The organism is Methanospirillum hungatei JF-1 (genome assembly GCF_000013445.1).
GTDB classification, from domain to species: Archaea; Halobacteriota; Methanomicrobia; order Methanomicrobiales; family Methanospirillaceae; genus Methanospirillum; species Methanospirillum hungatei.
The window spans coordinates 1,305,735-1,330,822 of record NC_007796.1; the positions used below are offsets into that span (position 1 = coordinate 1,305,735).

Genomic DNA, 25,088 nt, shown 5'->3' on the forward strand with positions numbered 1-25,088 from the left:
TTCTCAGCACATGATATCTCCGGGTGAACAACAATCGCCGGCAGAAAAAGATCAGAATAAGAGGATATTACTCAGTATATGCCAGGTTGAATACTCAACCGCAGCAGACGGACCCATCATACATATATTCGGTCGTACTGAAACAGGGGATTTCAAGGAGATACAGGTTACCGGATTTTTTCCATATTTATACATCCTCGCATCGCAAGTTACTAGAAATCATCCTGACCAGGTTATCAAGATTGATCCTACCCCATACACATCAATCCATGGTGAAGAACTGCGCAGACTTTACACCCGAAGACCCACCGATGTCAGAGAGGTAAGAGGGAATTACACCCATTTTGAAGCAGACATCCCTTTTGCTACCCGTTATCTTATTGATGCAGGAATTACCGGAGGAATATCCGTCCCGGCCGGTGCATCCATCGTCCCATATACCGATGTAAAACCGGCGGAAGTCCATGCACCAACCAGATACTGCCTTCTTGATATCGAATGTGAAGACGATAAAGGAGGTCTTCCAAACCCTGATCGTGATCGCATCATATGCATTACTGCCTGGGACTCATTTTCCGATCACTACACAACATTTCTTCTCCAGAATTCTGAAAGATCAATCAATGAAGAGAATCTCTGCAGAAACACGCTACATAACGGATGCTTTCGTGGTGATATTCATACCATCAGAGTTTTTGATGATGAAAAGTCGCTTCTCACAGGTTTTTCCTCATACATCAGAGAAAACAACCCGGATATCCTTTCCGGCTGGAACTTTACCGATTTTGATCTCCCTTTTATCTTTGGCAGAATCCGTGCTCTGAATCTCCCCCCTGACAGCATGGCCCGGTTACCTGGCATGAGTGAGCGTTCAGGAGTCAGAGGGAGAGTAGATTTTGACCTGCTTGCCGGATATAAGAAGATGCAGTCATCAAAACTGGACTCATATCGTCTGGATGCTGTCGGAGAGCGTGAAGTTGGTGATGTCAAAGCATTCCATTACCAGCCAGGCATGACAGCCCGGATGTGGAATGAGGCTCCACATGAACTGGTCGAATACAACTTCAAAGATGTAGAGCTCTGTGTTAAAATTAACCAGAAGAATAACATTATTGAGTTTTACCAGGAGATTGCACGATATGTCGGATGTCCTCTTGACCGGACATTAAACTCCTCAAATGTCATAGACATCTATATTCTCCGTAAAGCACATGGAAAATTCATCCTGCCATCAAAAGGCTATAGCCCGGGAGATGAATTCGAAGGTGCTACGGTTTTTGAACCAAGTTCAGGTATACGGGAGAACGTGGTGGTCCTTGATCTGAAATCCCTGTATCCGATGGCGATGATGACCATCAATGCCTCGCCTGAGACAAAAGACCCGAATGGTGATCTCATCGCACCAAACGGAATTAAATTTCGTTCAAAACCTGATGGCCTTACCCGGAGTATCATCAGTGAGCTTTTGCAGGAACGGGATCTAAAGAAGAACAAAAGGAATGAATACCCCTTTGGCTCACAGGAATACCAGCTCTATGACATGCAGCAGAATGTTATCAAGGTCATCATGAATACGTATTATGGAGTGAGCGGGTATTCACGATTCAGGCTCTATGATCGGGAGATTGGATCTGCAGTTACTTCAGTGGGCAGGGCGATCATCGAACATACCCGGAACACTATCGAAAATATGGGATATAGTGTCATATATGGCGATACCGACTCCTGCATGATCCAAATACCGGCAACATCTCTTGAAGAGACGATCACCAAAGCCAGGGAGATTGAAGCGGTGTTAAATGAGAGTTACAATACCTTTGCCCGGGAAGTTCTGCATGCAGAAAAACATTATTTCTCAATAAAATTTGAAAAAGTCTATCGCAGGTTCTTCCAGGGAGGAAAGAAGAAGCGATATGCAGGCAATCTCATCTGGAAAGAAGGAAAGTCTGTTGATGAGACAGATATGGTCGGATTTGAAGCGAAACGATCAGATTCCCCGCTCCTTACCAGAAAAGTCATGAAAGAGGTCATGAACAAGATATTGCAAGGTGCAGACTTACCAGAGATTAAAAAATACCTTGGAGATATCATCAAAACATACCGTTCCGGAGGATATTCACTTGATGAGATCGGAATTCCCGGAGGTCTTGGCAAAGAACTGAAAGACTACGGGACGGACGATGCGCATGTCCGGGGGGCTACATATTCGAATACTTACCTGGGAACCAACTTTGGCAAGGGGAGCAAACCAAAGAGGATTTATATTAAATCCGTGAACGGTGGCTATCCAAAGACTGATGTCCTCTGTTTTGAATATGGCGATCAGGTTCCTGATGCTTTTGTCCCAGACCTTGAACTGATGCTGGAAAAGACCATCAAGTCACCAATATCCCGGATTCTCGAACCAATAGGATGGAGCTGGTCAGACGTGGATCCAACCCGGACCACCCTTTCTGATTTTTTTTAGGAGGACTATGCAGTATTACCAGGATGGAGAGGAGATCCGGTTTAACATTCCCCGTATTGTTATCGCAGGAATCCAGAGCGGTTGTGGAAAGACGACAATCACCCGTGGCCTGATGGCAGCATTGAAAAAACGCGGACTTGTTGTACAACCGTATAAAATCGGACCTGACTTTATCGATCCCAGTCATCATACCCGAATCTGTGACAGAGTTTCGAGAAATCTCGATGTCGTAATGGCCGGGGAGGACGGAGTGATTGAATCTTTCTACTCAGGATGTGCTGGTGCAGATATCGCAGTCATAGAAGGGGTCATGGGGATGTATGACGGACTAGACTCTACATTCGGAAGTACTGCGCATATAGCAAAGCTCCTCAAAGCCCCCCTCCTCCTGGTAATCCCGGTGGATGGTATGGCACATAGTGTTCATGCCATTGCATCCGGCTTTCAGAATTATGAACCGGATTCAACACTTGCAGGGGTCATTCTCAACAAGGTCGGTAGTCCACGTCATGCCGAACTGCTCAAAGCCGGAGCGAAGATTTCACAATTTGGGTTTGTCCCCAAGGATCCTTCATTCCATACCCGGAGCCGTCACCTGGGTCTTGTTATGGGTGATGAAACCACGACAGAAGAACCAGTATCCATCATTGAGGATTCCTGCAATATTCCTGAGATCATCGCACTTGCATCCTCTGCTCCCCCGCTTACCACTCAGGCGAAAGAACTGGATATAACGTCCGGCCAGGTAATAATCGGAGTTGCCCGGGATCCTGCATTTTGTTTCTACTATCAGCATAACCTCGAAATGCTGGAATGTTCAGGTGCAAGACTCACATATTTCAGCCCGATGCAAGAACATCTGCCTGATGTGGATGCTCTCTATTTAGGTGGAGGATACCCGGAACTTCATGCAGATCAGCTTGAAACCGGTCCGGCTCGTGAGGAAATTCGTGTTGCCTGTGACAACGGACTTCCGGTCTATGGAGAGTGTGGGGGGCTCTTGTACCTCACTGAAGGACTTGACGGAGAGCGAACATATCGCTGGGCCGGAGTGCTTCCAGCCCAGGCGGAGATGGCACAGCGATTTCAGGCATTAGGGTATAGCGAAGGAAAAACGACAGGTGGCACATCACTCACGCCAGAGGGAATTGAGATACGAGGACATGAGTTTCATTACTCATTTGTCACCCCGGATAGAGATGCACAATATGCTATCAGTCTGACCAGGGGGAAAGGAATCCAGAATGGACACGATGGGATGTATGTGCATGAAACTGTCGGTTGTTATACCCACAGCTGGTTCTCAAAACGGTTTTCAGATGCGATAGTAAAGGCAGCTATGGCCTGGAGAAAAAGTTAGAGATCAACTCTGCATTACCTGTCTGAACCGTTGCCCGAATGAAGGGAAGAAATCCTTTTTTCTGGACATAACCCCTTCAAGAATCACCGGCTGATTATGATATCCGAGTTTTGTTAAGAGACCATAATCACCTGCAGCAAAGAGGAAACTTCTCTGACCGATGACATCCGTAACCAGGACAATGCTGATATCATACCCGTGGCTGGTCTGGTACTGAGTAAGAGCATTCTGGATATTTTTTGCGTTCGAATCAGCAAATTCACGAGATCCCGTCATAATCTGTGCAATCGATACAGTCCGATCCTGAAGAGTGAAATCTTTGATATCCCGGACAATCAGATCTTCAATTGGAAATCCATCAAGGTTCATTCCCTTATTGATGAGCTCAGTCCCAAATTCTTCAGGGTCAATATGAGCAATCTCTGAGAGATACGCAACTGCTTCCCGGTCACGGTCGGTCGTTGTGGACATCTTCAAAACAAGAGTGTCTGAGAGGATACCGGCAAGGAGCATGGTTGCAATGGCTTTGTCCGGGACTACCTGTTCTTCCCGGTACCTCATGGCGATTATCGTTGAGGTCGACCCCACCGGTTCATTCCTGAACCTGATGGGCTGAAGGGTTGCAATCGTTCCAAGCCGGTGATGATCAATTATCTCAATGATCTCTGCAGTCTCTATACCTTCAACCGCCTGAGTATACTCATTGTGATCAACCAGGATAACCGATTTATGAACGTCTTCAAGAAAAGAATTCCTGGAGAGCATACCAATGAAATGTCCATCTTCATCAGTAACGCAGGCAGTACGATATGGTGAGTTCGAGACTATATGAGCAGCGGTTGAGAGGAGATCATCTTTGTGAAGAGTTTCTGCATCAGTTGCCATGATGGTCTCAACCGGTCCGGAGAGATGGAGCAATCTTCCCACACTGAACGCATCCAGAGATGTTTTCAGAAGAGATACTCCCATTTTTTTTGCGCTCTCCCTGACGCGTTCTCCCAGGTGTGCACCTTCTGCAATGATGAGTGCACAAATCCCCTCTGCTACAAGCGCAATCTGGGAAGGTTCATTATCACCAATGATGGCAACATCATGAGGGCCTAGTCTGGCAAGAGAGATATGAAGCGCATCTATAACAATTGAGGCATTTCCATGTATCTCGTCATGTGCTGCATGAACTATCTCGGCCTTGAGGATTCTTGCAAGTGCTTCAAGGGTAATGGGCCCGACTTTTAGTGGAAGGCTTGCATGAGGACTGACATATGCTCGCGCCAGACCGTGTTCACTTACCAGACCTAAAAACCGGTTTTCATCATCAACTATCGGAATGTTCCTGATATCATAATCATCCATGAGCAATGCAACATCGATTGCCGGAATATTCATGGGTGCTTTTTGTGTATACAAAAACGGAATATCTCCGACTGATGGTTCAACATTTTCAATAAGAACCGGGGGCTCAACTCCTGCAATATCGAGAGCGTATTGAGTTTCAGCATTCAGGTCACCGCATCGTGCAGCTACATACGTGCCTGAATGAATCTGATTGAGCAATGACGCATACGCAACAGAACTGGCAATGCTGTCCGTATCCGGTTGCCGATGGCCGATAATATACGTAGGGCTCATAAAATATATGTAGAGAGATGCGTGCTAACGTTAGATATCAATTACCGATCCTTTAAATTGCCCTGAATGAATATTCCTTACAAGGCATAATCATGAACCTGAATGAAGAGATTGATATTACCAGGGCCACAGGAGTCATTCAGAAACTTATCGGATATATCGGTGCCATAGCCCTTTTGATTGGTGGGATTACGATGTATGTTGATCTTCCCATTATCGGGAGAGTGACATGCCTCTATTGCCCGACACCATCAGGCTATCTGTATATCGTTCTTGCGATTGTAGCAGGCTTTCTGATATATGCCGAAAAAATAAAATTCTTATACCTGACCGGCGGGCTTGCTTTTCTTCTTTTAGCATATGATGCATATTCTGCAACAACAATTGGATATGCCGTTCAGATGCTTCTCTCCGGAGGGCTTGCACCATCAATGGGAGGACAGATGGACCCGGTTATGTCCCAGATGATGCAGAATACCGAACTCTCTATTCCTATTGCCTGGATTCTCATCGGCCTTGGAGCACTGCTCATGGTCATGTCTCCCCAGATTGAGGCAAAAAAGGATGAAAAAACGTCCATAAATCCACGAGAAGCACACCTTCAGGAAAGAATACAGGAGCTAGATAAAATAGTGAAGATGTATAAAGAAGGAGATATTTCAAAGCAGGAGTTTAGTCATCTGAAAGAAGAGATATTGGGAACTACAAAAGAGAAATGACATCCTGCACCAAATTTTCTTTTTTTTAGTAACCTTACGGTACTTCTTCACCTGAATCTAACCTGGATTTATATTTGGTTGCTCTTTCCATCAGAAAGACAGGTAAGCCATTTGAGTGATCGAATGGTAACATATATGCGATCACACTCAAGCATTTCAGGTCATTCTCTCATTGAACGGTATACTAAAATTTCTCCTAATTTACTCGAATCATGAAAAATATCATCATCAAAGGTGCCAGGGAACATAACCTGAAGAACATCTCTGTCACTATTCCCCGTGACCAGTTTATCGTCATCACTGGATTATCCGGTTCAGGAAAATCAACCCTCGCATTTGACACCCTCTATGCTGAAGGACAACGGCGGTATGTTGAATCACTCTCCTCATATGCCCGCCAGTTCCTAGGCCTCATGAATAAGCCGGATGTGGAAGCAATTGAAGGATTGTCACCGGCCATATCAATTGAACAGAAATCAACCTCGAAAAATCCCCGGTCAACGGTCGGAACGGTAACCGAGATCTATGACTATCTGCGGTTACTCTACGCACGGATTGGTATCCCCTATTGTCCTGAACATAACCTTCCCATCATGGGACAGTCACCTGAGCGTATAGCCGAACGGATTGAAGAGGAATGCACCGGGCAGATAACCATCCTTGCACCCCTTATCAGGAAAAAAAAGGGGACATACCAGCAGCTCTTCAAGGATCTGAATAAGGAAGGATTTGCACGGGTCAGGGTGAATGGAGAGATATACCGGACGGATGATGAGATCACCCTGGAACGGTACAAGATGCATGACATCGATCTCGTTATCGACCGGCTCGATGTATCAGATCACTCACGGCTTGTTGAGGCATGTGAACAGGCATCTGCCAGATCCGAGGGACTTATCATCATCACCTGTGAAGACGGGGAAGATCGGACGTATTCATCTAAAATGGCCTGTCCGATCTGTGGCATCACCTTTGAAGAACTCCAGCCACGAATGTTCTCCTTTAACAGCCCATTTGGTGCCTGTCCGGACTGTAAGGGGCTTGGGATCAGAATGGACTTTGATCCTGATCTCATTATCCCTGAAAAAGAAAAATCCATAGCCGAAGGTGCAATCGCAACCTACCGGAATTTCCTTGATGGATACCGGTCCCAATTTGTCGGAGCCGTTGCAAAACATTTTGGCTTTACGGTCAATACCCCGATTAAAGATCTGAACGAAAAACAATACAATGCTCTGATGTACGGTTCCAATGAAAAGATCTCGTTTCATATGAGTTACAAACAGGGTGAAGGAGAGTGGTCGCATAAGGGAACCTGGGAAGGGCTGCTCCCCCAGGCAGAACGTCTGTACAGTCAGACCAATTCAGAATACCGGAAACGTGAACTTGAAAAGTTCATGAAAATTACTCCCTGTCAGACGTGCAAGGGAAAAAGACTGAAGGATAAAATTCTCGCGGTCAGAATAAAAGACAAATCCATCATCGACCTGACCGATCTCTCTATTACTGCAAGTATTGCATTCTTCAACAACCTGGAACTGTCAGAGAAAGAGACAGAAATTGCCAGGCAGATACTGAAAGAGATACTTTCCAGACTTACCTTCCTCGAACGGGTTGGTCTTGGATACCTGACTCTTTCACGAAGTGCAGGCACACTCTCTGGTGGTGAAGCACAGCGGATACGTCTTGCTACCCAGATTGGTGCCAACCTCATGGGGGTGCTCTATGTGCTTGATGAACCATCCATCGGACTGCATCAACGGGATAATAACCGGCTCATCGACACCCTCAGGCAACTCCGCGATCTTGGAAACACTCTGATTGTAGTCGAACATGATGAAGATACCATACGGGCGGCAGACTGGGTTATCGATATGGGGCCCGGTGCCGGCCTTAATGGTGGTGAGATCATCGCCGAAGGGACACCCCACGAGATCGAACAGAATGAGCGGTCACTTACCGGTGCGTACCTCTCCGGACGGATGCAGATCGAAATCCCGGAGAAGAGGAGGATTCATGATCGGTATATATCCATCACCGGGTGTCAGGAAAATAACCTGAAGAACATCACCGCCCGAATACCAATGGGTACCTTAACCCTCATCACCGGTGTATCCGGATCAGGGAAATCATCTCTCATTTATGACACGCTCTATCCGGCCCTGCAAAAGATGGTCTATCATTCCAGAGTTGAAGCAGGAAAACATACATCTGTCACCTGTGATGAACCCATCGACAAGGTTATTGTCATCGACCAGTCACCCATCGGGAGAACTCCCCGGTCAAACCCGGCCACCTATACGAAGGTCTTCGATGAGATTCGGAATATCTTTGCAGAGACAAAAGAAGCAAAGATGAGGGGATACAAATCCGGACGATTCTCATTTAATGTCAAGGGAGGCAGGTGTGAGGCATGTCAGGGAGACGGCCTCATAAAAATTGAGATGAACTTTCTTCCTGATGTCTATATTGAATGTGAAGAGTGTAAAGGGACCAGGTATAACCGGGAGACCCTTGAGGTCAAATATAAAGACAAATCCATTGCCGACGTCCTGGCGATGAGTGTGGATGAGGCAATCGAACTCTTCTCAGCCATCCCGAAGATCAGAAATAAATTGCAGACTCTTATTGACGTAGGACTGGGATACATCAAGCTTGGACAGAGTGCTACAACCCTCTCCGGTGGTGAGGCGCAGCGTATCAAACTTACCAGGGAGCTTTCAAAACGGGCAACCGGGCAGACGGTCTATCTTCTTGACGAACCGACAACCGGCCTGCATTTCCATGATGTCAGAAAACTCATCCAGGTCTTTTCAGAACTGGTTGCAAAAGGAAACACGGTAATTGTAATCGAACATAACCTCGATGTTATCAAATCTGCAGATTATATCATCGATCTTGGTCCTGAAGGGGGAGATGCCGGTGGAGAGATCATCGCAACCGGGACACCTGAAGAGGTAGCAGGCAACCCAGCCAGTTATACCGGCATGTTCCTTGCCAAACTCCTCCCTTCATCACCTCCAGATAAGAAGAAACGAACCCCACGTAAAAAATCTGAGCAGACAAGTGGATGATATGGTGAGTATTGATCTTACCACCATCCCTGAAGAACCGGGATGTTACCAATTTAAAGATGAGACAGGGACTATCCTGTACGTCGGGAAAGCGAAGAACCTGAAGAAACGGGTATCAAGTTATTTTCAGAAAAAAAGTATTACGCCCCGTATTGATATTCTTGTCTCTCTCATCAGGGACATCGATGTTATCGTCACCTCATCTGAAGTCGAAGCACTCATTCTTGAAAACAATCTGATAAAAAAATACCAGCCGAAATACAACATCGACCTGAAAGATGCGAAAAGTTACGCATTTATCCAGATATCAAATGATCCTTTTCCCCGAATCGGTATTGCCAGGGACAGAACAGTTAAGAAAACCGGGACGTTATACGGACCATTTGTCTCTGCCGCAGAACGCGATCAGATTCTGAAATTTGTCAAGCAGACATTTCACCTCCGGACCTGTAAAAAGATGACAAAGCGGGCATGTCTCCGTTCTCACCTTGGAACCTGTGCTGCCCCATGTACCGGAAAAATATCAGAACCTGAATATCAATACCTGGTGAAGAGTGCAGATTATCTCCTGAAAGGAAAGAGCCAGGATCTCATCTATGATCTCCGGAAAGAAATGGAAACTTTTGCAGCTGCAGAAGAGTATGAAAAAGCGCTTGTTATCAGAGACCGGATTGCTGCGATTGAGAATCTTTCAGAACGACAGTATGTTCAACGGCAGAAAAAATCTGATGAACATATCATCAATTACCTCGTATCCGGAGATACCGTATACCTCATCCTCTTTCATGTTGAACGCGGATCACTGACCAGTAAAGAAGAGTTTGTTTTCCCGGAAACAGAAGATTTCCTTGATGAATTTATTCTCCAGTATTACTCATCAACAAAACCACCCAACGAACTGATACTCCCCTCACTTCCCGGATCAGGGATGGAGGAATATCTGACACACATCAGGGGAAGCCATGTTACTCTTACTATCCCGAAACAGGGGGAAAAAAAACATCTTCTGGATCTTGCCTATAAAAACCTGGAAGTCTCCTTCTTCACCGGGAAGATGAGACTTGCAGAACTGGGCGAAGCGTTGCACATGGATACAGCTCCGGAGGTCATTGAATGTTTTGACATCTCCCATCTCCGGGGTACCGGAACGGTTGCATCCATGGTCTCATTCAGGGATGGAAAACCGGATAAAAGAAATTATCGACGATATAAAATAAATAGTGCTGGTCCTTCTGATGATTATGCTGCCATGGCTGAAGTGGTGAAGCGGCGATACTCCCGGCTCCTTCGTGAGAAGAGCCCGATGCCTGATCTCATTGTTGTAGACGGGGGACCGGGACAATTAAAATCTGCACATGCCATCCTTGAAGAACTCTCCCTTCCCATACCCATCATATCCATAGCAAAACGTGAAGAGGAGATCTATATTCCAGGAAGAAATACTCCCCTTTCGATACAAAAGAAAAGCCCTGCATCACTCCTCATCCAGGAGATCAGGGATGAGGCACACCGGTTTGCGATTACCTACCAGAAAAAACTCAGACAAAAGAGTATAAAGGAATGACAGAATTTCAACTGGTTTCAAATTTTAAACCTACCGGTTCCCAACCGGATGCCATCAGACAGCTGGTAGAAGGTTTTAAATCTGGATCCTCATTTCAGACCTTACTTGGAGTAACCGGGTCTGGGAAGACATTCACGATGGCAAATGTCATCGAACAACTCCAAATCCCTACCCTTGTCATCGCTCATAATAAAACACTGGCAGCCCAGTTGTACCACGAATTTCGGGATTTTTTTCCGAATAACCGTGTAGAATATTTTGTTTCCTACTATGATTATTACCAGCCTGAGTCATACATACCCAAGAAAGACCAGTATATTGAGAAGGATGCCCAGATAAATCCAAAGATAGAGATGATGCGGCTCTCAGCGACTGCATCTCTTCTGAGCCGGAATGATGTGATTGTTATCGCATCAGTATCCTGTATCTACGGTCTTGGGCGGCCAGATACCTATAAACGAATGGGTTTTGATCTTGGTGTAGGCCAGAAAATTAGCAGGCGGGAGATTATCAGCCGCCTCGTTGACAATCTGTACGAACGAAATGAGATAGAGATCATCCCGGGAAGGTTCAGAGTAAAAGGGGACATTATCGACCTTGTCCCCAGTTATTACAATAACATCATCAGGATTGAACTCTTTGGAGACGAAGTAGAACGAATCACCGAAATAAACAGAACCACCGGAAACCCGGTCGAGCGATTGAGACATGTCTATGTCTATCCTGCCAGTCACTATGTCATTGATGAATCGCAAAAGGAGAAGGCACTTCTTGAGATAGAAAAGGAATTGAATGAGAGACTTCCCCATCTGGGGATGCTTGAATCACACCGGCTCCGTCAGCGGACCATGTATGATATCGAGATGATCCGTGAGACAGGATCATGCAAAGGAATTGAAAATTATTCTCGTTTCTTTGACGGGAGAAAACCCGGAGAGAAACCATATTGTCTTTTGGATTATTTCCCGGAACGGTTTTTAATATTCATTGATGAGAGTCACCAGACACTTCCCCAGGTCAGGGCCATGTTTCACGGTGATCGGTCAAGAAAGACTCCTCTTGTAGAGTATGGATTCAGGCTCCCATCTGCATTTGATAACCGGCCACTTAGGTTTTTCGAGTTTGAACAATACCTGAAGAATGTCATCTGTGTATCTGCAACGCCTGGTGATTATGAACTTGATCATTCAACACAGGTAGTCGAACAGATTATCAGGCCAACCGGACTGGTTGATCCGGTTGTAGAAGTCAGACCAATTCAGGGACAGATGGAGAATATTAAATTCGAGATCCAAAGGACTATCGAACGAGGAGATCGTATCCTGATAACAACCCTGACAAAGCGGCTTGCAGAGGAACTAACCGAATATCTCCTGTCACATGGAGTAAAGACCCGGTATCTCCATTCTGATATTGATACCCTGGAACGAACAGAGATCATACGAGAACTCAGGCTCGGCAGCTTTGATGTTCTGGTCGGAATTAATCTACTTCGTGAGGGGCTTGATATTCCAGAAGTCGGATTTATCGGAATTCTTGATGCTGACAAGGAAGGGTTTTTACGAGATGCGCGTAGTCTCATCCAGATTATCGGGCGTGCGGCACGAAACTCCGATGCTTTTGTTGTCCTGTATGCCGATACGGTTACCGGATCCATGCAAAAGGCAATAGATGAGACTGAGCGGAGACGGGCACTTCAGATTGAATATAATACATCTCATGGAATAACCCCGAAGACCATTCAAAAGCCGGTTCGTGATCAGGAGATTGATCTCGGAAAGAAGAAGAAGGTTCCAAAATCAGCCCTGCCAAATCTCATAATCAATCTGGAGTCGCAGATGAGATCTGCAGCCCAGAGACTTGATTTTGAAGAAGCAATACGACTGAGGGACCAATTAACTGCTCTTAGAAAAGAAATGGAATAGGGACGATAAAAAAATTACTGGACGGTAATAAATCCGTCTTTTGTTTTTACCGAACTTCCTTCATCACTAAAGACACTCAGGCTCACGGTGTAATTTCCAGATTCTGAGTATATATGGACCGGGTTCTGATCATATGACTTAACTGAGTCACCAAAGTCCCAGAGCCATGAGGTCGGGAATCCCAGTGAGCGATCCTCGAACTGGACCGTGAGAGGTGGTTTTCCTGAAACCGGATGAGCGATAAAGTCAGCCTCTGGTTTTTGCAATATAGTTATGGTCTCATATGCATAGTCCTTAGCGATAAACGGTTTTTCAACCTGGTGAGTTACCTGATAAACACCCGGTGCGTTGTATACATGGGTTGCATTCTTAGAAATCGCTCCTTTCGGACCATCTCCAAAGATCCATCCATACGCTACTCCATTGGTATTCAATGAGGTATCGATAAACTCGATCTCAACACCCGGTGGTACGATACCTCCCTTGGATTTTGCTGTAAATCCGGCTATCGGGTTTGTAGTGACCTCGATGTAATGCTCTTTCGTCTTATTCACTCCATCCTTGGCAGCGGCATTGTAAGCGGTCAGCGTAACGGTGTAATTGCCAACCTCTGCGAAATAATGCACAGGTTCACGTGTGGTGGTAATTTCACCATCGCCAAAGTCCCAGAGCCAGTCTGTTGGATTATTTCTGGTAAAGTCCTTGAAAGTTACGGGATACTTTGGAGGAACACGGGTCCGGTCAGCTTCAAAGTCAGGTTCAGGTGGAATGACAAATACTGCCTCTATCGTGTGATTATCAGTAATGTTAGTAAAGCAGTACTGATCATACACTCCGACTGAACTGTTGTCAACAATCACATCATAGACAACATTTCCTTCATCAGGTGTGATGTTAAAGCACTGAGTGCTGCCACAATTGACCGTAACAATTCCATCATCACCGGCAGGATCAATCACTCCGCCTTCACTCTGATTCACCAGAATCTCATAGGTTTTTATTTGGAAATCTGCATGAATGGTATGATCCTCAGTCACATTTTCAAAGGTATAGGTAGAAATTGCACCCTGACTCTCACCATCTACCAAAACATCCTTGATGGTGTAACATCCGTTCGGAGTAATGGTGAAGGTAGCTGAATCGCCAATTGGAACCACCTGCGGAGTGGATGGATCAATAGTGCCCCCTACCCCTGCAGACGGTGTGATGGTATATGCATACTGTGTAAAGTATGCAGAGATGTTGTGGTCCTTGGTTACATTGTTAAAGCAGTACTGATAGGGACTGGTCTGGTTTCCGGTATCCTCCCCGTCTATTACTACTGATGAGATATAGTAGTTCGTATGTGCGGTGATGTTGAAGCACTGGCTATCGCCAAAGGTGACATTCACGATGCCTTCAGGCTCAATTATACCGCCCTCACCAGCGACCGCCTCGATGGTCAGGACGTCAGACTGAAAATGTGCAACAATATCGTGATCCTCTGTGACAGTTATATTGTACGGGTTCACCGCTCCTTTTGAAATTCCATTATCAGTGATATCTGATAATTGATATCCTGCAAACGGATTGGAAGTAAAAGAAAGTTCCTCTCCATATCCGGCAGTGTAATTAGACAGGGCAGGAACAATTATTCCTTTTGTCTCATCTTCAGATCGCGAGTTCACACTGTAGTTCAATGGTTCAAAGTGTGCTGTAATGGTAGTGTTTTTGTCAATGTCACAGACCGAACCGATATAAATCTTGTCTGATTCAGACGAGAGGATCTCTTCTGCATCGGTAGAAGTAAAGTTTGCATGAGTAAACCGATACCCCGGATCTGCAACTACTTCATGCTGATGTGAACATCCAAGGTATTCTATCCAGTATGGTGTTGCCTCTGATGCTCCATCAAGAATACTACCCCCGGTTGTTGCAACCGGTGTAATAAGGACGTGGGTAGGTCTGAAGAGACCAAGCAGAGTATGGTTATGGATCATCTGTGATGCAGGGAAATCCCATTTATCATTGTATTTTTTCTCCCCGTCGACCCAGAGTTCTTTAAACACATAGCCCTCATCTGCAGTGAAATTATACTGGTAACTTGGAGTTTCAAATTCATACAGAGTAATGCCCGGATAGTTTACGGATCCTCCTTTTCCTGCAGTTGCATTTACCGCAACTTTCTTCTTTTCAGATGTAACGGTAAGCGTTGCATTCTCTAACACTTTGGAATGCAGATACTCTACCTCATACTGACTGTATGGATAGGTGATCGGGTCATAGCCATCTCTTACGACCGTAAGATTTCCAACCAGCCATGCCGGCTTTTCTCCAGTCAGATTAAATGGCTGAGTATTTCCTGCTTTTACCGCAATAACACCAGAGGGAGTGATTGTACTATGAGCATCAGCTGTTGCAGTAAGATAGTATGTCATCAGCTCAAGCTGAATGATATCTCCCCATTTTGAAGGTCTGCCTTCAAACAGAGTTGTATCAACAGTAACATTCTTTGCTGCATACAGAGGCATCTGATCAAAGGAAACATTCACGATCTGCTGTGACGGGAGGTATACCCAGCATGGAGTGGTGTTAACCAGTTCACCATCGACACGAACATTTGCTCCCCCCTCATCATCCACGTTTGTCTCAAAGTATACCTGAACAAATTCCTGGTCTGGGATTAACGTCTCCACTACGGTTTTTTTCTCGCCTACCGAGATATTGAAGAAACCAACCTCCTCTTTCATGGAGTACCCATCAAGGAAGTATTTATACAGATATTCACCCTCATGAAGCTCCATTTCAAATGGAGTGGTTCCCACAAGACCTGCAACAAATTTTATTGGCGGAATGGTCTCTGCCCCGACCATACTCTTGATTTGTACAGAAGCCTCATCAGCAGTCCCTTCATATGATTCAAGATATTCCTCGATCTCGGTTTCAAGACCTGCTTCCATATCAGAGAAATTACCGCCGGCAATAATGACCCTTGCACTGTTAGGCTCACTCTTAAACGTTACAATTCCAGAGTCTGGAATCGGTACGAGAGGGACATAAATTTCAGTCACATCACCAGCTGTGACTTCAGTTGTATTCGAATATGGATAGTACCCATCCTTTGTCACCGTATAATTATAAGTTCCAGGTGGAAGAGACTCAACCGATGCCGGTGTGGAACTGTATATCACACTGGTAACATTTGGAATAAACCGCTGAAGAACAAGATTTGCCCCTGGTGGATGGGTGTCAATATGTATTGCCCCGTATTGTGGATTGGTTTCAGTAAGTGTTACATTGAAATCCTGATAGGATCCCGGAGTAACAGTGAATGATTCATTCCACCAGGTAATATACCCATATTTCTTCAGAAACAGCCGGTAGGTCCCTGGGTCAACAAAAAACTCCCGCGGTGTAATACCAGCAGTATCGTGAACTGTCAGATTATCAGGCGATACTGAAGTATTGGTGAGATAAATCTCAGCCCCATCCGGATGAGAATCAACATAGATAACCCCCTTTGATGGAGCGGCCATAGATCCGGTCACGAGAAGCATGAATATACATGCCACTGCAATGAACGGAATTATCTGAACCTTTCCCATAATTTGATCGTCCCCTTCCCTTCCATACGTGAATGCCCTGTTTTTTTAAAACGCATTCCCCATACGGGTGCACCTCGCAACAGGAATTAATCAGGGTTATATTGTTCATCATATATATAGGTATGGAAATACGTCCTATATACATTCAATTTTTCATTCGCCTCGGGAATAAAAACTCATTTCTCAATTGAAAAAATATTACCGACGAAGTATAAAAAAACAGATTTATTAAATTATTTTAAAAAAGATAGAGTTTGGACGATTATAAAACGACGACGTATGCAACACGACGTTTCTCATTCGTTCCATTTTCATTGCGCACGGTGAGAGTGACTGTATATTGTCCGGGTTTCTCGTACCGGTGAGTTGGTGCCTGCTCAAATGAGTTCGTGCCATCTCCGAATTCCCAGAACCATTCGATAACATTTGACTGGGCCGGAGTCTTGTCTTCAAACTGAACGTCAAATGGAGCTTTGCCACTGTATTGTAATTCAGGAACTTCGAAATCAACACCCTGCGGGACGGTTTTATTAACGATGGTAATCTGTTGTGAGGTCGATGCAGTTACTGGTTGCCAGTTAGTCACAGTGAGATTTACCGTAAAAGTTCCAATATCCTGATATGTATGAGTTGTCATATTCGTCGGTAAATTTTCAAGTGTACCATCACCAAAGTTCCAATGCCATTGTACGGGACTGCCTTTTGAAGTGTCAATAAAAGTGACTGGAGTATTAACAACTGCCCATCCGGATGGAATAGAGATGAAACTGGGTATCAACCCTCTGACACTAATATAATCAGTTTTTACAGCAGTATCTTCTCCAAATGGATTTGTTACTTTTAAAGACACAGTGTATTTTCCTGGTAACTGATACTGATGAGATGGATTTGTGCCATTCGAAGTCTGACCATCACCAAAGTCCCAGAAATATGACGAAATGTCAGGTCCCTGAACATGAGAGGTAAAGTAAACATAATCCTGTGTATTAACCGTTGTTGGATCAGCACAGAAATCTGCCACCGGTGCCCGCATCTCAGTAACATTTAGCGTATAGTTAACACTTTGAATATCTTCATAGTACCAGTTGTAAACCGTGAGGTTCACCAGGTACTCTTTAAATTCAGGGAAAATATTTACAGGATTCTGCTGATCAGAGGTGTTCCCATCACCAAAGTCCCAGAACCAATCAGACACATTACCCATAGAAAGATCAGTAAATTGGACACCCTCATAAATATTCATTCTAGCAGTCCTGTTTGGCATAAAGTCAGGGTAAATTGGTTCTACAACCTCAATAGTGTTTTCTGCTGAACCTCTTGCCCCAGTTGTTGTATTCCAGACTGTAAGGTTAATTGTATAATTATTAGCCCCATAAAAGGTGTGAATAGGATTTTTCTGAGTACTTACGGGTGTATTATCACCAAAGTTCCATGACCAGTTCGTAATCCAGGCTGAAGGTTGTGATAAATCAGTGAATTGAACTGTGAACGGAGACACTCCCCTGGATTTGTTTGTACTAAAAGAAACATTAAACCCTTCAGATAGTATAATGTTCTTTGTTAGAGTATTCGTCCAGATTGGATACACTGTAGTGTTTCTTACAACCTGAGTAATTAGATATGTTCCAGGATTGTTAAAGGTATGAACAGGGTTTTTATCAGTCACTGTTGATGATCCATCACCAAAATTCCATTCATACTGGTCAGGAGAATCGGTCGTAAGATCGGTAAATTGGACTTGTAATGGGAAGGTTCCATATTTTGGTGAATAATCAAAATTTGCAATTGGTCTTTCAATTATTGTAATAATTTTTTGTGTTGAATTATATTGATTACAACTATTCCCTACGGTAAAATTAACCGTATAATTACCAGGACTATTGTAGGTTGTCTTTGCATTTGGCTGGATTGAACTGCCACCATTACCAAAGTCCCAGTGGTAATACGTTGCACCAAATACATCGGTTGAATTTGATGTGAAATTTACTGGAATTGATTCACCGGTTGTGTTTTGGTACCCCACTAGTTTATCAGATGTGAAATTTGCATATAACCCAGTTACATGAATTTGTTTTCGTTCTGATTGATTTATATCATGAGTTGTGTTGAGCGTAGTTAGAGTCACATTATACAAACCCGGCAAATTGAAAATATGAGTTGCATCACGTGTTGTAATATTTGATGACCCATCGTCAAAACTCCAATTATATCGATCCGGATTACTGTAACCTACCTGGGTCGCATTTGTGGTGAATGAATATGTTACTGGAAATACGGGCTGTAAACATGTAGTTATTGGATTTGAAGAGAAATTTGCAGATATTGGAAGATATGCATTAACATAATTTGTCCGGGTTGTCAGATTAGATGACCAATTTCCACTTACATTTAATGAAACCGGATACAGGCCAGGGGTGTAATAGGTATGAATTGGATGTTCTGTTGTACTCGTATTTCCATCACCAAAAGTCCAATTAAAGTGTAGAGTATCACGATAATCAGATGTTGAATTATTAAAGAATTGTAAACATAATGGAACCTGACCTTTTGCCTGTTCGGTAAATGAACTTATATTCGTCGTGAAAATTGTCGAAATATCATCTCTACTATCGATATAAATCGAACGCGAAATCGAACTGTTTACACGTAATCCACCATCCGGGTAAAAGGGAGAATCATATGACCTGTTCCAGACCGTATAATTAATTACTTTTGTCCCATTTGTTGAATAACACGTAGTTGCAGGATTGATTGTTTGATTCCCTAAACCGTCATTTAATTGCCATGCACGATCTGTTGGCCCCCCAGTCGAGTTATCTGTAAAGGTGACACATAGAGGTAGAACGCCTGTGGTAGATGTATTCGTGAAATTAGCTGATACAGGTAAATAGGCCGTTACAAACCCAAAGGTTTTATTGACAGGATTAAATGCCTGAGGATTTGAATTGTTATATGCATTGCATTTTAGATCATATTGTCCTACATTAGTAAAATTGCAGACAATCCAATTAATAGGTGAAGTTGTTATGACTTCCAAAAAATTAGTAGTAGCATACCTCTCTTTAATACTCCACTGATACCAATCAGCAATATGAGAAGATTCAGGTGAAATAATCGCTGTATAATTAACACTTACAGGGGGATTTGACACATCAATAAAAGATGCATTCGCTGAAACATCAAAGGTCACTATCCCTTCAACATTAACTTCTCCATCCCCAAAAACCGGGCTCACCAGGTTTACCATCAATAATGCCACAAACAGGGCAAATACATAGTATAACGGTCGTTCATGCATGACTTATAACACTCCCCACGTGGATGCCAGTCCCTTTGAGTTTTCAGATCAACACCTGACGTCATTTCAGACCTGAAACTCAGTAACCAGAACCAGCTCTTGATATATAGAAGATCATATTCTTCAGATATTATAAATATATTCATATTTTTTCGGTTCATCCCTCTCCTTACCCCTAATTGATCATATAAAACAAACCACAAACCACCTGAAGCAGGGAAGTAATTTTCAACAAAAACATTCCATATGTACCGTATGGCAGAGCCAGTACGGGTGAAAATGACAACATCCATGGGAGATATTCTCATCGAACTCTATGAAGATAAACCCATTACCGCAGGAAATTTCAAAAAACTCGTCGAAAAAGGATTTTATGATGGGATCATCTTTCACCGTGTGATTGACGGATTCATGATCCAGGCAGGATGTCCAGAAGGGAAAGGAACCGGAGGCCCTGGCTACACTATCAAAGATGAGTTTGGGAAGAACAACCGGAATGATCGCGGCACCCTCTCTATGGCAAACTGTGGCCCGAACACCGGCGGCAGTCAGTTCTTCATTAATGTTGTCAACAATAACTACCTTGATCCAAAACACCCGGTATTCGGAAAGGTAATTGAAGGCATGGACATTGTTGATGCAATATCAAAAGTAAAAAGAGACAGGTTTGACAGACCAAAAGAAGATGTTGTCATCCTGAAAGCAGTTATTGTCTGAAAATCAGTCTTCAGACTCATTTTTTGAGTTTTTATATCTCTCGATATACCTGATCTCTTCAATACCCTCGATCTCATCAAAGATTGAGTTCGTTATATAGGGTTTCATATTCAGCCAGGTCCTGCTCGCATAGTAAATACCAGGGGGCAGCTTGATGAGTGCAGTTTTATCCTCAAGACTGACTTCCATGTCATATCCTGAAAAGAGCTTGATAAGTCCGGCGATCTTTTCCGTCGCGCTTTCAACAATCCCTTCGATTCGATATGTGTACGTCAGGGTTTGCCCGGCAAGTGGATGGTTAAAATCAACGATAACCCGATTTCCAATGACATTTACAACCGTACCGGTTCCAGTATCAGGGATAGTTACCCGCATTCCCCGTTCAGGTTTGGTTTTAAAAACCTTCTTTTCATATGAACGGAGGAGCTCCTGTTCATGCTCACCAAACCCCTTTTCCGGAGGAACCTCAAGTGTCTCTTCAAAACCAACCTCTTTTCCGATGATAGCTTCATCTAATCCCAGAATGATCTGACGTTTTCCTGCACACACAACCTTTGGAGTATAGTCCCGCCCTTCTTCAAAGACTCCGGCCTCACGGGCTTTCTGTTCCTCGGTTGTGTCAAAGAGAATACCATTTGCATATCCGGTAAAGTTCAACCGGATAAAGTCGCCTTCTTGTATTGACATTCCTGATTCCTTAAGTAAGTGGCAAACAAGATAGATAAAGGATAGTGTATATGCTTGAGATTGAAATAAAAGTCAAAGTCCCTCATATTGACGAGATAAAAAAACGTATTCTTACTATCGGGGGAAAACATTCAGAAACCGTAGTTGAAGAAGACCTCTATTACAATGCCCCCCACCGTGATTTTGCACAGACCGATGAGGCCCTTCGGGTACGAAGTGCCGGCGGTAAAACCATCCTGACATATAAAGGTCCGAAAAACACGTTGATGGGATCGAAGATAAGAGAAGAATGTAATGTCCAGCTCGATAATGCAGGAGCTTTTGATACAATACTTAAAAATCTCGGATTCAAACCAGTAGCTCATGTACGTAAATTGCGTGAATATTATACCTATCAGGATTTTTCAATAGCCCTGGACAACGTGGATCACCTGGGCGAATTTGTGGAAATTGAACTGATAACTGAAAATAATGCAGAGAAAGCTGCAAAAAGAGTAGATGAACTGGCAGAAACTTTAGGAGTGGTTGGAGAACGTATCAGCATCTCCTACCTTGAACTCCTTCTTTCTACACAGTAAGTAATTTCACTTCAATGTCTTTTGCTTCTTCACCAAAGTGTATCATGGCACAGTTGCCCATGGCAGCCGGACCAGGATTGACCACTTTAATGCCACCTTCTTCAACAATCCCACGCTGCTCGTGGACATGGGCACAGCAGATAAGATCAAACCGATCCATGTATTTCAGAACAGTCGCACTTCCAACATGGTTTCCACCGATCTCATCCAGGAATCCCTGTGGGGGAGCATGGCTCAGCAGGACATTATGAATACTCTTCTGCATCCGCTCCATTGATACCTTCATCAGATCATCGATCTGCTTATCGGTCATTTCAAACGGAGTTCCAAATGGCGTGGGGTTGGATCCACCAATCCCAACCAGAGATATCCGGCCCAGGTTCATACATGAACCATGGAGGTTGACACTGTTACTCTGTTCAAGAGCATCAATAACCTCTTTAGGATCACAATTTCCGGGAACCGAAAAACTCGGGACATCGATCCGGGAAAAACAGGTCTCAACATCCTTTGCAGTTCCCATATTGGTGATATCCCCTGCGATGAAGACAACATCGGGCGCCAGTTCCATGAAGGATTCAAGCATCCCGTATTCTCCGTGCAGATCTGCAAGCAGGAGCGCTTTCAACATACGTTATTACTTGGAAATTTTGCTAAAAAATCTTATCTCAGGATTGTTCCATGATCCAGTCAATCTCCCAGATAATGCCAGTGATCCAAGAGCGGATACAACCTCCGGGATCAGATCACGGGATACACGGCCTTCAAGAGGCGTTCCCGGAAGGGAAAAAAAGCGATGGGCATGAACATACCCGATCTTTGAGACCTCCCGGCAGAATGAAACGGTGGCAAGCAGTTCTTCGTCAGTTTCATCAGGAAAACCCACAATAATATCGACAACCGGAGTAAAACCTGCATCAGTAGTGTGATCGATAGCCCTCCAGACATCAGACAGGGTATGTCCCCTGCGAATCCTTTTGAGAGTACTCTCTGCACCCGACTGGGCACCAATATGAATCCGGGTATTTGAACAATACCTGGCAATCAGATCCACTGCCTCTTCCGAAACAAACTCAGGCCTTATCTCACCGGGAAATGTTCCAAGGAAGATATCTTTGTCAGGTATCTTTGCAAGCTCATGTAGTAAGGATCTGATATGCCGGGGATCAGGATGAAGACCATCAGTACCATATGCAAGCGCATTCGGACTTAAAAACCTGATATCATGGAATGAGTGCGCAAGCCGAACGATAGACCCAATACTCCGGTGGCGTATGGTATTTCCAAAAATCCGGGGAGTCTGGCAATAGGTGCAGCCATACGGACAGCCACGGGAAATTTCAATATATCCTTTATATTCACTAAAACTTGGGTTTCCATCGAGGAAAACCGTGTGATCAACAGGCTGGAAAGATGAAGCAGTCGCAACTCCGGGTGGTACCGGGGTTCCGGACTCAATGCTTTGTAATAATCGTGGTACGGTATACTCGCCCTCTCCTACTACCACATAATCGGCGATGTGAACTAGTTCATCCCAACGTGCACATGCATGGGGACCGCCGATTACAGTAATAGTATCGGCAGCGTTTATTTCAGGTATAAGAGAGGGACCGGTGATGGAGTTCAAACTATACAGCGTTACATCCTTTTCAGGACCGCACGAAAAATCAAGCGTGTATCCTGCCCGCTCACAGGCAGCATACAAACACGCCATGCTGTTCCGCTGACTTGGAATCGTTCTCCAGCAGACACGCATGATCAAAACACAGTAGCTTCAGTATACACCGTCACAGAATCCTGGTGGATTTCAAATGGTTTAACCTCTCGTGAATGCTGTGACATACGCATCTTGACAACTTCAATCGCTAGATGCACGTCATTTACATCTTCACCTCGAGCATATTTTAAAAGAATGACCGTGTCACTCAGATATTCAATAAGATTATATTTACTGGCAAATGTGTTGGTTTTGTCTGCCTCACTGATAAGCAGTGATGTGCAGTTCAGATCACGAAGACTCTCTAAAAACCGCATCATTTCCCGTCTTCGTGTTGCATCATCATGAAAGAGATCCTCAAAGAGGGAGACCGGATCGATAACCACCCGGTGTGCACCTGTCTTTTTAATCAATGTTGGTAGTTCGTTTTTCACGCTATTTATCGCAAGATTGAAATCCGATGGATCAAGATTTACGATGGTAAATGTGGAATCCAAATATTGAGAGACATCCCATCCCTTATTTTCCATATATCCAAGAATTCTGGAGGTTCTTTCTTCAAGGGTGATATATAATGCACTCTGACCCTGTATCAGACCCTGCCAAATATAATACTGTGCAAAATTGGTTTTTCCAGTACCATATGCTCCAATAATTGAGGAAACAGTCCCTTCAATGAGACCGCCGGAGAGCATCTCATCAAGTCCCTTAATTCCAAACCCGAACCGTGGAATACTCATTAACGGAATTCTCATATAACCACCCTGATGTTACTGACTTCGAATCCGCGTTCAGGAGTGATCTTTACGGCAAATTTCACAAGATCACGATCCTCAAGATGGATCATCACCCCCCTGAATTTCTCTATATATAAAACACGCTGACGCTTTGCGCTCGATGATTCTTCCCATTTGAAATGAATTACTGCATCCATGGCATCAGCAACCTCAATCTCCTGGTACGGACTGAGTATGCCTTTCGTCAGAATCAGATAAAAGGAGGTATTCCATTTTTTGGCAACACGCTGCATTCCTCTGAGGTATGCGGAGAGGTCAGGCCATTTTCCTGCTGCAATATACTGGGTTGCAATCTCCGTTAATGAATCAATTATTACCAGACTCTGATTGGGAACATCGTCAAGAGTAAAGGAAAGGGTGGTCAGAAGGTTGTCATGGATCTTCCGGCGCGCTGTCATTCGTTCAATAATATCATCATACTCGGAATACCAAGTGATAGGAACAAGACTGGTGTCAAAATAGATATCGGATAAATCTTCAAAGTGAATCCTATCAATGTGAGATAAGAAATCTTCATGAAATGATTGTGAAATTTCACGCAATATTGATTCTTTTCTCTTTGTTACGGTGATATAACAAATATCTTTGGGAATTAGCACTTTCTCATCCGTTGATTCACGGTTCATCAGGTGAGAGAGGTGTATCATTGAACTATATGCAAACTCTATCTTTCCTGAACCGATATCCCCTTTTAAAAGTACCACAGAGCCAGGAGGAATACCTCCATCAAAAACCGGATCAAGGGTTGATAATCCGGTTGGCATATGTTGTTCGAATTTTATCCCTGTCATTATACGAAGATCCGGGTACCTGTATTTCATCCGCAATAACAAATTAAGTCTTTGGATTGAATGATAAGGTCACACCAGGGAGACAAGAGAATATACCTTTCTCTTGGAATTGATGGATCAAAACCTTGTCTCATTCCTATCGGTTGTATTATTTTTATGCTTTGATGTCATATGATATTTT

General features: G+C 44.0%; 16 protein-coding genes. 8 read left to right on the forward strand and 8 right to left on the reverse strand.

All coding sequences use genetic code 11. The annotated features are described in order from the left end of the window. The first annotated feature begins 10 nt into the window (after positions 1-10). Together MHUN_RS06065 and MHUN_RS06070 are read left to right on the forward strand one after the other, a co-directional pair. A complete protein-coding gene (locus MHUN_RS06065) occupies positions 11-2,467 on the forward strand; it encodes a DNA-directed DNA polymerase (RefSeq protein ID WP_011448182.1) in 2,457 nt (818 codons plus the stop codon). Between the two features lie 7 nt (positions 2,468-2,474). Further along, complete coding sequence (locus MHUN_RS06070; RefSeq protein ID WP_011448183.1) at positions 2,475-3,827, forward strand: cobyrinate a,c-diamide synthase; 1,353 nt, start codon at positions 2,475-2,477, stop codon at positions 3,825-3,827. Positions 3,828-3,830: 3 nt separating this feature from the next. On the opposite strand, the gene MHUN_RS06075 is transcribed toward MHUN_RS06070, so the two are convergent. Next, positions 3,831-5,456: a putative manganese-dependent inorganic diphosphatase gene (locus MHUN_RS06075; protein WP_011448184.1), complete on the reverse strand. Its 1,626-nt coding sequence runs from the start codon at positions 5,454-5,456 to the stop codon at positions 3,831-3,833. A 92-nt stretch (positions 5,457-5,548) separates the two neighbouring features. Here MHUN_RS06075 and MHUN_RS06080 point away from each other — a divergent pair, with 92 nt between their 5' ends. From MHUN_RS06080 to uvrB, 4 genes are all read left to right on the forward strand, one after another. Continuing rightward, positions 5,549-6,175, forward strand: coding sequence for a hypothetical protein (locus tag MHUN_RS06080; protein ID WP_011448185.1), 627 nt, complete (start codon positions 5,549-5,551; stop codon positions 6,173-6,175). Between the two features lie 212 nt (positions 6,176-6,387). Continuing rightward, entirely contained in the window at positions 6,388-9,249 is a 2,862-nt protein-coding gene (gene uvrA, locus MHUN_RS06085; RefSeq protein ID WP_011448186.1) for an excinuclease ABC subunit UvrA, read from the forward strand. Between the two features lies 1 nt (position 9,250). After that, complete coding sequence (gene uvrC, locus MHUN_RS06090; protein ID WP_011448187.1) at positions 9,251-10,813, forward strand: excinuclease ABC subunit UvrC; 1,563 nt, start codon at positions 9,251-9,253, stop codon at positions 10,811-10,813. Beyond that, a complete protein-coding gene (gene uvrB / locus MHUN_RS06095) occupies positions 10,810-12,738 on the forward strand; it encodes an excinuclease ABC subunit UvrB (protein ID WP_011448188.1) in 1,929 nt (642 codons plus the stop codon). The genes uvrC and uvrB overlap by 4 nt, the downstream gene beginning before the upstream one ends. A gap of 14 nt (positions 12,739-12,752) precedes the next feature. Here uvrB and MHUN_RS17295 read toward each other — a convergent pair whose 3' ends face one another. Continuing rightward, positions 12,753-16,322 carry a PKD domain-containing protein gene (locus MHUN_RS17295; RefSeq protein ID WP_011448189.1) on the reverse strand — a complete coding sequence of 1,190 codons (3,570 nt, stop codon included), beginning with the start codon at positions 16,320-16,322 and terminating at the stop codon, positions 12,753-12,755. Between the two features lie 262 nt (positions 16,323-16,584). Further along, complete coding sequence (locus tag MHUN_RS18180) at positions 16,585-19,620, reverse strand: PKD domain-containing protein (protein ID WP_011448190.1); 3,036 nt, start codon at positions 19,618-19,620, stop codon at positions 16,585-16,587. Between the two features lie 246 nt (positions 19,621-19,866). Between MHUN_RS18180 and MHUN_RS06110 the strand changes: the two genes are divergently transcribed. Further along, the gene (locus MHUN_RS06110) at positions 19,867-20,337 is read left to right on the forward strand and encodes a peptidylprolyl isomerase (protein ID WP_011448191.1); all 471 of its coding nucleotides are present in this window, start codon (positions 19,867-19,869) and stop codon (positions 20,335-20,337) included. Positions 20,338-20,340: 3 nt separating this feature from the next. Here MHUN_RS06110 and MHUN_RS06115 read toward each other — a convergent pair whose 3' ends face one another. Then, positions 20,341-21,024 carry a peptidylprolyl isomerase gene (locus MHUN_RS06115; protein ID WP_011448192.1) on the reverse strand — a complete coding sequence of 228 codons (684 nt, stop codon included), beginning with the start codon at positions 21,022-21,024 and terminating at the stop codon, positions 20,341-20,343. 50 nt (positions 21,025-21,074) lie between these two features. Here MHUN_RS06115 and cyaB point away from each other — a divergent pair, with 50 nt between their 5' ends. Beyond that, a complete protein-coding gene (gene cyaB, locus MHUN_RS06120; protein ID WP_011448193.1) occupies positions 21,075-21,602 on the forward strand; it encodes a class IV adenylate cyclase in 528 nt (175 codons plus the stop codon). On the opposite strand, the gene MHUN_RS06125 is transcribed toward cyaB, so the two are convergent. Genes MHUN_RS06125 through MHUN_RS06140 form a run of 4 tightly spaced genes read right to left on the reverse strand, consistent with a single transcriptional unit; the run spans position 21,592 to position 24,907 of the window. Then, a complete protein-coding gene (locus MHUN_RS06125; protein ID WP_011448194.1) occupies positions 21,592-22,233 on the reverse strand; it encodes a metallophosphoesterase family protein in 642 nt (213 codons plus the stop codon). The genes cyaB and MHUN_RS06125 overlap by 11 nt on opposite strands. A gap of 6 nt (positions 22,234-22,239) precedes the next feature. Next, positions 22,240-23,358 carry a TIGR04013 family B12-binding domain/radical SAM domain-containing protein gene (locus MHUN_RS06130; RefSeq protein ID WP_011448195.1) on the reverse strand — a complete coding sequence of 373 codons (1,119 nt, stop codon included), beginning with the start codon at positions 23,356-23,358 and terminating at the stop codon, positions 22,240-22,242. 2 nt (positions 23,359-23,360) lie between these two features. Beyond that, positions 23,361-24,074 (reverse strand): KaiC domain-containing protein, encoded by a 714-nt coding sequence (locus MHUN_RS06135; RefSeq protein WP_011448196.1) that lies wholly within the window; start codon positions 24,072-24,074, stop codon positions 23,361-23,363. Further along, the gene (locus MHUN_RS06140) at positions 24,071-24,907 is read right to left on the reverse strand and encodes an RAD55 family ATPase (RefSeq protein ID WP_143709383.1); all 837 of its coding nucleotides are present in this window, start codon (positions 24,905-24,907) and stop codon (positions 24,071-24,073) included. Before MHUN_RS06140 ends, MHUN_RS06135 begins: the two co-directional genes overlap by 4 nt. Between the last annotated feature and the right edge of the window lie 181 nt (positions 24,908-25,088).